2 protein-coding genes are annotated in these 459 nt (G+C 54.5%); both read left to right on the top strand.

Translation table 11 applies throughout. The features are described from left to right. The coding region (locus AC0L3J_RS37435) for a phage protease (RefSeq protein WP_473350436.1) at window positions 1-344 on the top strand (344 nt) is incomplete at its 5' end. Window positions 345-373: 29 nt separating this feature from the next. Next, on the top strand, window positions 374-459 hold an 86-nt coding region (locus AC0L3J_RS37440), incomplete at its 3' end, for a Mu-like prophage major head subunit gpT family protein (RefSeq protein WP_473350437.1).

Here is a 459-nt window from a genome sequence, read left to right on the forward strand (position 1 = left end):
ACAACGCCCTGCGTGATGAACTGGCACAGGCGACTGCACAAAGCGCCACAGCCAGCCTGAGCGCCGTTCTGGACAAGGCGGAACAGGAAGGCCGCATTTTCAAAAGCGAACGCACTTACCTGGAACAGCTTGGCGGTCAGATTGGCGTGGCGGCACTGTCGGCACAGCTTGAGAAAAAACAGCCCATCGCTGCGTTATCTGCCATGCAGACCACCACAGCGAAAATTCCGTCGCAGGAAAAAACGGCGGTGGCGGTGCTGTCTGCTGATGAACAGGCAGCAGTGAAGGCGCTCGGCATTACAGAGGCTGAGTATCTGAAAATGAAACAGGAACAAGAAAAATGATTGTCACCCCGGCATCCATTAAAGCCCTGATGACCTCCTGGCGTAAGGATTTTCAGGGCGGTCTTGAAGACGCCCCGTCGCAGTACAACAAAATTGCAATGGTGGTGAACTCTTC

The sequence above is a fragment of the Bradyrhizobium sp. Kon37 genome (genome assembly GCF_055807535.1).